This window comes from Xylophilus ampelinus, from assembly GCF_003217575.1.
In the GTDB taxonomy this organism is placed as follows: Bacteria; Pseudomonadota; Gammaproteobacteria; order Burkholderiales; family Burkholderiaceae_C; genus Xylophilus; species Xylophilus ampelinus.
In genome coordinates this window covers 1-9,896 of the sequence record NZ_QJTC01000039.1, presented here as the reverse complement: position 1 = coordinate 9,896, position 9,896 = coordinate 1, and the positions used below count along the sequence as shown (strand labels likewise).

At 66.5% G+C, this 9,896-nt stretch carries 10 protein-coding genes and 2 pseudogenes; 10 read left to right on the top strand and 2 right to left on the bottom strand.

Annotated elements, in window-relative coordinates; genetic code table 11:
* From DFQ15_RS18300 to DFQ15_RS16425, 6 genes and pseudogenes are all read left to right on the top strand, one after another.
* Positions 1-112: pseudogene (locus DFQ15_RS18300) on the top strand (IS30 family transposase); the annotation flags it as partial.
* A 267-nt stretch (positions 113-379) separates the two neighbouring features.
* On the top strand, positions 380-538 hold the full coding sequence (locus DFQ15_RS17480; RefSeq protein ID WP_158529090.1) for a hypothetical protein: 159 nt from the start codon (positions 380-382) through the stop codon (positions 536-538).
* A gap of 74 nt (positions 539-612) precedes the next feature.
* Entirely contained in the window at positions 613-849 is a 237-nt protein-coding gene (locus tag DFQ15_RS16440) for a hypothetical protein (protein WP_110466998.1), read from the top strand.
* Positions 850-865: 16 nt separating this feature from the next.
* Positions 866-2,065, top strand: a complete 1,200-nt coding sequence (gene tadA, locus DFQ15_RS16435) for a tRNA adenosine(34) deaminase TadA (protein ID WP_110466997.1) — start codon at positions 866-868, stop codon at positions 2,063-2,065.
* Positions 2,066-2,114: 49 nt separating this feature from the next.
* Positions 2,115-3,149 (top strand): LD-carboxypeptidase, encoded by a 1,035-nt coding sequence (locus tag DFQ15_RS16430; RefSeq protein WP_110466996.1) that lies wholly within the window; start codon positions 2,115-2,117, stop codon positions 3,147-3,149.
* Positions 3,150-3,361: 212 nt separating this feature from the next.
* Complete coding sequence (locus tag DFQ15_RS16425; protein WP_374941037.1) at positions 3,362-4,663, top strand: NRAMP family divalent metal transporter; 1,302 nt, start codon at positions 3,362-3,364, stop codon at positions 4,661-4,663.
* Positions 4,664-4,686: 23 nt separating this feature from the next.
* Here DFQ15_RS16425 and DFQ15_RS16420 read toward each other — a convergent pair whose 3' ends face one another.
* Entirely contained in the window at positions 4,687-5,784 is a 1,098-nt protein-coding gene (locus DFQ15_RS16420) for a DUF72 domain-containing protein (RefSeq protein ID WP_110466995.1), read from the bottom strand.
* A 92-nt stretch (positions 5,785-5,876) separates the two neighbouring features.
* On the opposite strand from DFQ15_RS16420, the gene DFQ15_RS18255 reads away from it, so the two are divergent.
* The 4 genes from DFQ15_RS18255 to DFQ15_RS18250 all read left to right on the top strand — a co-directional run bounded on the left by DFQ15_RS18255 (position 5,877) and on the right by DFQ15_RS18250 (position 9,161).
* Positions 5,877-6,506, top strand: a complete 630-nt coding sequence (locus tag DFQ15_RS18255) for a VC1465 family Xer recombination activation factor (protein ID WP_110466994.1) — start codon at positions 5,877-5,879, stop codon at positions 6,504-6,506.
* Positions 6,484-6,948 (top strand): hypothetical protein, encoded by a 465-nt coding sequence (locus DFQ15_RS16410; protein WP_146228776.1) that lies wholly within the window; start codon positions 6,484-6,486, stop codon positions 6,946-6,948. The genes DFQ15_RS18255 and DFQ15_RS16410 overlap by 23 nt, the downstream gene beginning before the upstream one ends.
* A 631-nt stretch (positions 6,949-7,579) precedes the next feature.
* Complete coding sequence (locus tag DFQ15_RS16405) at positions 7,580-8,263, top strand: rolling circle replication-associated protein (RefSeq protein WP_146228775.1); 684 nt, start codon at positions 7,580-7,582, stop codon at positions 8,261-8,263.
* A gap of 367 nt (positions 8,264-8,630) precedes the next feature.
* Positions 8,631-9,161 (top strand): VC1465 family Xer recombination activation factor, encoded by a 531-nt coding sequence (locus DFQ15_RS18250; RefSeq protein ID WP_110466991.1) that lies wholly within the window; start codon positions 8,631-8,633, stop codon positions 9,159-9,161.
* Between the two features lie 623 nt (positions 9,162-9,784).
* Here DFQ15_RS18250 and DFQ15_RS18295 read toward each other — a convergent pair.
* Positions 9,785-9,896, bottom strand: a pseudogene (locus DFQ15_RS18295) (IS30 family transposase); the annotation flags it as partial.

Below are 9,896 nucleotides of genomic sequence, written 5' to 3'. Positions count from 1 at the left end.
CGCCGATGAGATCAACGGCCGGCCGCGCCAAGGTCTGGGCGTACGATCGCCATTGGCTGTCTACCGCGAGCTGCTCATCAGCAGCTCACAGCATTCCTCCCTCTTTCATTGAAATCCAGGTGTTGCGCTTCAGGTTTGAATCCGCCTGGCATTTGTTTGTCGTACACTTGTAAGTTGTTGATGTATAAAGAATTTAAATGATTAAAGATAATCGGGTGGAGTGATGCCGAAACAAAAGGGGCTGCCGGCGGCAGCCCCTTTTTTCGGCGCGACGTCGATCGAAGAAGATGCAGGCTACCAATAAGCCCATGCCGGGCAAGGCGTCCAGGACCGGCGCCTTGGGGCGATCTGGTTCGGTTCGGCCGCCTGCGGGTCGCCGGTGCGGAGCTGGCGTGCGCTGTCGGCCACCACCGCGACGAACCTGGGCGTGAGCCTGCTGCCAGCGTTCGCGGTATCACGGGAGGTCGAGGCCGGGCAGCCGGTGGCGCTGCCGATCGACCGTGCGGTGCTGGCCCTCGCCCGTCGCAGGGCTGCCTAGAATCGCCGGACCCGATCGCGTGGACCTGCCCGGCCGGCGAGCCACCCCGCCACCACTTTTCTGAAAGATTCCGTATGCGCACCCCTTTCGGCCTGATCGGCCTGGTACTGGCCCTGCTGATCGTCGCGCTGCTGGCCAAGAAGGCGTTGCTGCCGCAAGCCGGAACACCTTCGGTCGCCGGCACGTCGCACGGCGCGGCCGCGACCACCGATGTGCGCGCGCGCAGCGCCGAGGTGCAGCAGCAGGTCCGGAAGGACCTCGACGACGCGGCCGAAGCCGCCCGCCGGCAGCGCGAGGCGGCCGACCAGTGACAGGCATACGGCCTGCATGAGCATCCTGCCCGACGACGAGCGCTTCATGCGCGCGGCTTTGGCCGAAGCACACGCGGCGGTGCGGGCCGGCGAGGTGCCGGTCGGAGCCGTCGTGGTTCAGGACGGCCGCATCGTCGCCACCGGCCGCAACGCCCCGATCGACGGGCATGACCCGACCGCCCATGCCGAGATCGTGGCGCTGCGCGGCGCGGCACGGGCGCTGGGCAACTACCGGCTCGACGGATGCACGGTCTACGTAACGCTGGAGCCGTGCGCCATGTGCAGCGGCGCGATGTTGCATGCGCGGGTCGGCCGGCTCGTCTACGGCGCGGCCGAGCCGCGCACCGGCGCGGCCGGATCGGTGGTCGACCTCTTCGGCGAGCCGCGGCTCAACCACCACACCCGGGTCGTGCGCGGCGTGCTGGCCGAGGAATGCGGTGAGGTGCTGCAGGCGTTCTTCCAAGAGCGGCGCGCGGCACACCGCAAGGCGCGGCCGGCACCGGTGCGCGAAGACGCTCTACGGACGCCTGCGTCACGCTTCGACGGCCTGCCGACGCCCGCCGGTTACGGCGCGCATGCCTTCACACTGGCCGCTGCCGGCGGCGGGCTGCAGATGCACTGGCTGGAAACCATGCGCGCGGAGCCGAGCCGCGGTACCTTCGTCTGCCTGCACGGTCCGCAGGGCTGGGGCGGCACGCTGGCCGGATGGCTCGCACCGCTCGCGGCGTCGGGCGCGCGGGTCGTCGCGCCCGACCTGGTCGGCTTCGGCCGCAGCGACAAACCCAAGCGCGACGCCTGGCACACGCTGGAGTGTCACGCGGCGCTGCTGGCCGAGTGGATGGCGCAGTGCGATCTGAACGTCGCGGTGGTCGTGCTGCCGGCGGCGCAGGCGCCGTTGGCCCTGGCCGTGGTCCGCTGCGCGACCGGCCGCATCGCCGGCTGCGCGGTACTGACCGAGCCGGTCGGCGGGCAGGAGGCGCACGACGCGCCGTTCCCCGACGCGGGCCATCGCGCCGGTCCGCGCGCATGGGCCCGGCTCGCGCCGCGCAGTGCGACCGGGGAGGCCGCCGCCATCGCCACCCTGGCAGCGCAGTTTCCCGCAGCCTGCGGCATTCTCGACCTGCACACCGGCTCCGCCGCACCGGCCGACCAGGCCCGGCAGGCTGTGGAATACTTCCCGGCCGCCCGCAGGCCGGCCTCGCCGCCTGCTTCCTGACCGTCTTTCGACAAGGAAACCGCTGCGCCGCAGCCGTCCATCCCCGACCATGCCTTCCGCCTCCAACGCGCACGCTGCGCACGACCTTCTGCATAGCGACGACGACCATGCGCATGCCGGCCGGCAGCGCCGCATCTACATCTATTCGCCCTCCGGCGCGGTGCGCGACAAGGCCGCGTTCCGCCGCGGCGTGGCACGCCTGAAGGCCCTGGGCCACGAGGTCGAAATCGACGCCGACGCGCTCGCCAGCCACACGCGTTTCGCCGGCGACGACGCGACCCGCATCGCCGCCATCGGCCGCGCGGCGGCCAGCGGCGCCGACGTGGCGCTGATCTCGCGCGGCGGCTACGGCATCGGCCGCATCCTGCCGGGCATCGACTACAAGGCGCTGAAGAAGGCGGCCGAGCGCGGCACCCGCTTCGTGGGCCTGAGCGACTTCACCGCGCTGCAGACCGCCCTGCTGGCCAAGACCGGTACCGTCACCTGGGGCGGCCCGACGCTCGGCGCCGATTTCGGCACCGCCGAGGCCCCCGACGACATCATGGAAGCCTGTTTCGACGACCTGCTGCATGGTCAGGGGGAGGGCGCCGGCTGGCGCATACCGAAGCCACGGAGTGCGAGTGCTATTAAATCGATAGCTAGTGGTCGGCGTGCAGCGTCGGCTGGAGGCGATTTACATATCAAAAAGGCCGTGCTGTGGGGCGGCAACCTGGCGGTGCTGACCTCGCTGGTCGGCACGCCGTACCTGCCGCAGGTCAAGGGCGGGATCCTGTTCATCGAGGACATCAACGAGCATCCCTACCGTGTCGAGCGGATGCTGAGCCAGTTGCTGCACGCCGGCGTGCTGGCGCGTCAGAAGGCGATCGTGTTCGGCCAGTTCACCGAATACACCCTGGGCACCCACGATCGCGGTTTCAAACTGCAGACGGTGATCGACTGGCTGCGCACCCAGGTCAAGGCCCGGGTGATCGACGGCCTGCCGTTCGGCCATGTGCCGACCAAGGTGCTGCTGCCGGTGGGCGCCGAGGTGTCGCTGAGCGTCGAGGGGCGCGACGCGCTCGTCTACTGGGGCCACATGCACTGATGCGATACAACGGACCGGACTCGGGGCTTCCTCGCCGCGTGCTTCTACTCCACTGTGACTGACCTGGCCCTGACCTCCGCGCAGCCTGCGGGGCCAAGTGATTTACCGCTTCGGAAAGCCGTGGGCAGCGCCTAGACTCCGCCCGCGCCCGCGCCCGCGCCAGCGTCGGCGCGGAGGCTCGGCCCACCGCCCGGCCAGCCGGAGGGCAGAGGATGATCGAACACGAAACCCGTCGCGCAGTATCCGCACCGGCCGCTGCCGGCAGCGCGTGGCGCGCGCGGCTGCACATGCTCGGTCCCGGCCTGATCACCGGTGCGGCCGATGACGACCCGAGCGGCATCGCCACCTATTCGCAGGCCGGCGCCCGGTTCGGCTTCCAGATGCTGTGGACCCTGGTGCTGACCTATCCGCTGATGTGCGCGGTGCAGATGGTCAGCGCGCGGATCGGCTACGTCACCGGCCAGGGGCTGGCGGCCAATATCCGGCGGGCGTTTCCGGCGGTGGTGCTGTACGCGGTGGTCGGCATGCTGCTGGTGGCCAACACGATCAATGTGGCGGCCGACATCGCCGCCATGGCCGAGGCGCTGCGCCTGTTGATCGGCGGGCCGGTGCACCTGTACGCGGTGGGCTTCGGCGTGCTGTGCCTGGTGCTGCAGGTGTTTCTGCGCTACGCCATCTATGTGCGCTGGCTCAAGTGGCTCACGCTGGCGCTGCTGAGCTACGTGGCGGTGGCCTTCAGCCTGCAGGTCGACTGGTGGGCGGTGGCGCGGGCGGCGGTGTGGCCGCAGCTCGCGCTCGACCACGATGCGGTTCTGATGGTCGTCGCCGTTTTCGGCACCACGATCAGCCCGTATTTGTTCTTCTGGCAGGCGGCGCAGGAGGTGGAGGAAACGGGGCAGGGCGGCCACGGCGCCGGGCACGATGCCGGGGACGTACGCCGCCACCTGCGCCGCATACGCTGGGATACGGCGATCGGCATGGGTTTCTCCAACCTGATCGCGTTCTTCATCATCCTGAGCGCCGACGCCACGCTGCATGCGGCGGGCCTGCACGACATCCAGACTTCGGCCCAGGCGGCCGAGGCGCTGCGGCCGGTGGCCGGGCCGTTCGCCTTCGTGCTGTTCAGCCTGGGCATCGTCGGCACCGGGCTGCTGGCGGTGCCGGTGCTGGCGGGCTCTGCGGCCTATGCGGTGTCGGAGGCTGCGGGCTGGCGCGGCGGCATGGACCTGCGGCTGGAGCGCGGCGAGGGCCGCGGCTTCTACGCGATCATCGCGGTGGCTACGCTGGGCGGCGTGGGCCTGTGCTTCACGCCCGCCGATCCGGTGCGGGAGCTGTTCTGGTCGGCCGTCATCAACGGCGTGATCGCGGTGCCGATCATGGCGGTGATGATGCTGCTGGCCGCCAACCGCCGGGTGATGGGCGACAACGTGATCGGCACACGCCTGCGCTTGCTCGGCTGGGCCGCGACCGCGGTGATGGCCGCGGCGGTGTTGGCGATGGCCTTCGGCTCCTGAGGGGACGACCGGCCCGGACGCTCTCAGAGCCGGTCGCGGATCGCCTGGGCCAGCAGCCGCACCGTCTGCGGCGCGGAGCCCTCGGCCTTGTTGCTGACGGTCACGTAGACCGGGTGTCCCGCGAGGGCGGTGGCGGCCGCGACTTTAGCCAGTGCGGCGCGTGTGTCGGGGTCTGGATCGACCATCCTGTCGAACGGCTGGTAGAGCTTTTCGGCTTCTTCGTAGCCATATCCGCCGTGGAGCCGGTTGAGGTTCCAGCGGCAGACCAGCGGCCCGGGCCACAGCGCGCGCAGCATGTGCAACTGCTCGGCGATGGCCGGCATCTTGGCGTGCAGGCCCAGGCAGAAAGTGGCGCCGGTGTCTTTCAATACCTGGACGAACGCCGGGCCGTGGATCCCGCCGATCCACTCGGGATCGCGCACCTCGACGGCGACCACCGCGTCGGATGCGATCGGCCGCAGCGCAGGCAAGGCCGCCAGCATCGCGCGCAGCTTTTCCAGGACAGACGGCAGCGTATCGAGCATCCGCAGCGGCAGCGGGCTGAGCTGGAAGACCAGCGCGCCCAGCCGATCGCCGAGCCCGTCGAGCGCCGGTACCGCGAAGTCCTGCACCGCCAGCTCGGCGCTCAGGAAGCCGGGGTTGGACTGCATGCCGCGGCCGTCCTCAGCGCGGACCAGGGCATCGGTCACCATCGCCGGCGCCTTGACGACGAAGCGGAAACTGGCCGGCACTCGAGCGGCCAGGTCGGCGAACTGGCTGGCGGTCAACGCCCGGTAGAACGCCCGGTCCAGACTGACGGTACGGAACAGCGGATGCTTCGCATAAGCCCCGATGCCACGCTGGGACAGCACCGATTCCGGATACACCGCCTCCCACACCATGCCGGCCCAGCCCGGATAGTTCCACGACGACGTGCCGAGCCGCAGCTGCGCCGGCATAGCCTCAGCCAGCGCATGGACCGCAGCGTCCGGCGTCGCCGGACCTACCTCGGCACCGCGCTTGGCCTTGGGGCGCGGCGCCTCGGTCGCCGGGCCTGGTTCCAGCAGCGAGGATTGTTCGGGCGCAGCCGATTCGTCGGCCGCTTCGTCGTCGTCCTCGGGGGGAAAGAGTGAGTCTTGCATCGCAGGCAGATGATGCACAAGGGCGCTGGGAAAACGTGTTTACAGGGACTTCAAGTCTGTCGGGCTGTTTGACTATACATAATATACATCGTATGAAGTTACACAAGCGGCTGGGGACGGCCGCGTTCCAGCTCCACCAGCGCACCATGCTTGCCACCCGCTTCCGTTCCATGTACCGCGGGCTCGGTCTCGACCGGGCCGGCGTTGCGAAGCTTCTGCAGGTCTCTCCTCGCACTTTGCATAACTGGGAGTCGGGCCGGCACCCGATTCCTCACATGGCCTACCGCCTGCTGCGCTTGCATTTCAGGGTGGAGCTGCCCGGTGACGGCTGGGTTGGTTGGTCCTTCGTCGCCGGCAAGTTGCGGTCGCCTGAGGGTCACACGTTCGTCGGCAGTGACTGCTCATGGTGGTCGCTCTTCATTCGGCAGGCGAGATTCTTTGGGCCTCTCTACCGCGAAAACATGGAGCTACGGAGGGTCCTGGGCGCGAAGGGCCGGCACGTGCCGGGACCCGTTAGGGGCACGAGCGCGGGCCGGGCTGCAGAGCCCAGCCCGGCGGCCGTGGCCGCAGGGCGGCGCGAAGCGCCGGCCCTAGATTTATCACTAAGACACTTTGGAACACAGACCGTCGGAAACCCAACATCCATGCGGGTTTCCGGCTTGCTCGTACCGGCTACCAACCGCCCTGAAAGGAAGATCCATGAAACCCGTTCGTACTCGTGAGGACTGCATTGGCTGGCTGTCGTTGGAGGACGTAGAGCGTGAGGCTTTTGCGTCGTTGGTTGCTGCCAAAGCCTTCTCCAAACGCTACGACTTCCTGTCTGATCTGGACGTGCCTGAGGGTCAAGACTGGCCAGATTCGGCGGATGGTTCGATCGGATGGCTCACGCCTGAGGATGTGGTTGCCGATTGCATTCGCATCTTCTCGGCACGGATGCAGGTATTGGCCCAGTCTCGCGGAGTGGCGATCCAGTCGATGGCTGGCGTCGGCGGTGAGCTGGAGAGCTTGGCTAGTTTGGAGAAGCGGTACGGTGACCATATCAAGGGTCAGGTGCACACGATCACGGAAGCTGACATTGCAGCGATGCCAGTGGCCCACCGCAAGGCTCTCAGGGCCGCGATCAAGACTGGCAAGGCGGTTAAGACTGCCATCGCTGGGGGCTGATATGGCTCCCCTCGAATCGAATCCGTACCTTGAGCGCGTGGTTGCCCGTATGCGGGCGGATGATGCCTACGGTCAACTCAGGCGGCACTGGTCAGCCCGTGCATGGTGGTTGCTGCAGAGGCCCGGATACTGGGCTGGGCGTCTCGGCCTGGAGTCTGTGGCGCAGGCCTACACATGGCTTGCTGGCCCTCTGGAACGGTGGTTGTCTCATCGCCAGCAGGTGTTCCTGAGGAGGTGGCTGTGAGCGCCTTCACCGATCGTGTTCGAAGGGCCTGGATGGCCCAAAACGGTTTGAACCAGGGGTCAGGGCCTACCGCCCTGCCCTCGCGCTATCGGAGGGCTGCAGCTGGCCTTCCTGATGCGCAAAAGAGAACCCCGGCGAGTGCTATCGACACTCCCGGGGCCATGACCAACGTTGGAAAGGGCAACGATGATGGAACGAATTGTAGGGCGTGATGTTCTTCGAGGCACTTCAGGGGGCGGATACGAGTTGGTCCGTCGTCCTTTGGGCAATGGCCACACTGAGTATTGTGTTCGTCCGCTGGTGACGTGGCACCTCGAGGGTGAGCTCTCACAGTTGGCGTACGACGACTATCTTGTCGAGCGTGAGGCTACTGCCGAAGAGCGCCGCTTGGCCAACCTCGAACGGGCTGCACAGAGAGCTAAGCAACGGGTCCGGCATCTGTGCAAGGCCGCCGGCGTTGACACGTTGCTGACCCTTACGTACCGCGACAACATGACCGAGTGGTCGACCTTGAAGCGGCACGTTAAGGAATTCAATCGGCGCATGGCCCGGGTCATCCCGGGGTGGTTCTATGTGGCTGCATACGAGCGGCAGCAGCGCGGCGCGTGGCACGTGCATATGGCTGTCCACCGTGTTCCTCGTGAGGTGATGCACGCCCGCGGCGTCAAGGTCAAAAGCTACAGCGTCATCCGATCGGTGTGGCTCTCCGTGGTGGGTGACCTGGGGGGCAACGTAGATCTCCAGTCCAGCAAGAGGATGCGGGCACCGTCGCGCATTGCGTCTTACCTCTCTAAGTACATGACCAAGGCCTTCGCCGAAGGTGATGCCTGGAGCAACCGCTTCTCCAGCAGCAAGGGCCAGCCAGTCCCGCAGCCCCAACGCATGAAGTTCGTGGGCTGGGATCTGGGTGACGTTTGCAGGGTTGTCTTCGATGACCTACCCGGTGGGGCATCGGGTGAGCAGGTGGCATGGGGCGTGACCCGGTACCGCGACGGTGTCTGGTTCGTCATCGACACCAACATCCGGCACCGGGAGCCCACCGGACATGAGTTGACCGCGCTGGGGTACTGAGCTGGCGGATCCTGCCAGCTAGGCCAGCAGGGAGTAGATCCGCATCGTCGTGAGACGCCCGGCTTGAAACCTGCACCGCTGGCGGCCATCCCGCCGGCGCCCCGGGTGCGCCTGTAGCCCTTGGCTACGGGCCCTCAACGCCCCTTGCACAGGCTTGCGGCAGCTGGCTGGCCTGTTACATCGACCTGGCGCGTGGCGCTCGCCGTTACCGGTAACGGTACTGTCCTGCGCGTCTCAATACGGCTGTCTGATTATGTGGACAACATGGCGGACGGCATTTATTTAGCGAATAATGGAAGATACTTCCGATGCCAAACGATAATGCTCCGGATATACATCGTATGAAGTAGGTCGTAGACGTAAAGGGATGCCAGTGGATCGTGAAAACCGCATGCAGCTTGCCGGAAGGTTCCGGGCCATGTATCGTGGCCTCGGTCTCGATCTGGATGGCTGTGCGCAGATGCTTCGTGTGAGCCGGCGCACTATCCATAACTGGCAGTCCGGCCGCCACGAGATTCCCTATGCGGTCTACCGCCTGGTTCGATTGCTCGGCCGGATGGATCTGCCTGGTGAGTCTTGGTCGGGCTGGAGTTTCGTTGCCGGCAAGCTCGTTTCCCCAGAGGGTCATGCCTTCGTTGGCACGGACAGTAGCTGGTGGTCGTTGCTGGTGCGCCGGGCACGTCTTTTCGACGTGGCCTATCGCGAAGCGGCCAGTTTGCGAGTGCAGCTTGCTGAAGCGTGGGCGGCGGCCGCTGGTGGGGCCACGCTGTGCGGGGGGTGCCAGCGGCCGCCGCCCGCGCTCCGGTTGACATGCTTTCTACCGTTCGCCCCCATGATAATCACGGGGATAACACACGTTGCCTCGCTTCATGAATGCAGCCCCAAGTCCCGGCCGTAAGCCTCGTAAGCGCACGACGGCGCGTGATGATTCCACGGGTAAGTTCGAGGCTGACTCGCCTCTGAACGATCCAAATTTGTTGTCCTATTGCCTCGATACCGTCCGGGCCATCAACAAGGTCTTGCCAGCGGTTGAGTCGCTTGGAAAAGAGGGCTTTGGCACCGTGGCTTGGGCAAAGTTCACGGCCCGGGGTAACGCTTCGTGCGAGCTCTGCTCCGGTTGCATTGGCGGTCGCGTTATGAGCGGCAGTTACACCGACCTGGATGGCGAGGTTGAGCGGCGTCGGCAGCTTCGTGAGCTTGCTCGGTCTGTTGAGGTGCATCGGCCGGCATCTCGGCCTCGGAAGGCTGTAGCACGGGGTGTTCTGTCTGCTCTGGATGAGTCCGCAGACGATCTATACGCGGATCGCGGCTTTGTTGTCGATCAGTCTGCTCTCGTTGCTGCTACTGCCGCATTCTGGTCGTTGGGCGCTCGCCCTGCCCCGCTGGCGGTCATCCCGCCAGCGCCCCGCGATCGCCGGTAGCTTGCTACTGGCTACAAGCCTGTCCGTCGATTAGGTCCGCGGCAGCACCTTCGAAATCAAATGCAGGGCGGATTCAAACCTGAAGCGCAACACCTGGATTTCAATGAAAGAGGGAGGAATGCTGTGAGCTGCTGATGAGCAGCTCGCGGTAGACAGCCAATGGCGATCGTACGCCCAGACCTTGGCGCGGCCGGCCGTTGATCTCATCGGCG

Bases quoted from the DNA above. Each gene is read 5' to 3' on its own strand.
- DFQ15_RS16440 (WP_110466998.1), top strand. From the start codon at position 613: ATGCGCACCCCTTTCGGCCTGATCGGCCTGGTACTGGCCCTGCTGATC.
- tadA (WP_110466997.1), top strand. From the start codon at position 866: ATGAGCATCCTGCCCGACGACGAGCGCTTCATGCGCGCGGCTTTGGCC.
- DFQ15_RS16430 (WP_110466996.1), top strand. From the start codon at position 2,115: ATGCCTTCCGCCTCCAACGCGCACGCTGCGCACGACCTTCTGCATAGC.
- DFQ15_RS16425 (WP_374941037.1), top strand. From the start codon at position 3,362: ATGATCGAACACGAAACCCGTCGCGCAGTATCCGCACCGGCCGCTGCC.
- DFQ15_RS16420 (WP_110466995.1), bottom strand. From the start codon at position 5,784: ATGCAAGACTCACTCTTTCCCCCCGAGGACGACGACGAAGCGGCCGAC.
- DFQ15_RS18255 (WP_110466994.1), top strand. From the start codon at position 5,877: ATGAAGTTACACAAGCGGCTGGGGACGGCCGCGTTCCAGCTCCACCAG.
- DFQ15_RS16410 (WP_146228776.1), top strand. From the start codon at position 6,484: ATGAAACCCGTTCGTACTCGTGAGGACTGCATTGGCTGGCTGTCGTTG.
- DFQ15_RS18250 (WP_110466991.1), top strand. From the start codon at position 8,631: ATGCCAGTGGATCGTGAAAACCGCATGCAGCTTGCCGGAAGGTTCCGG.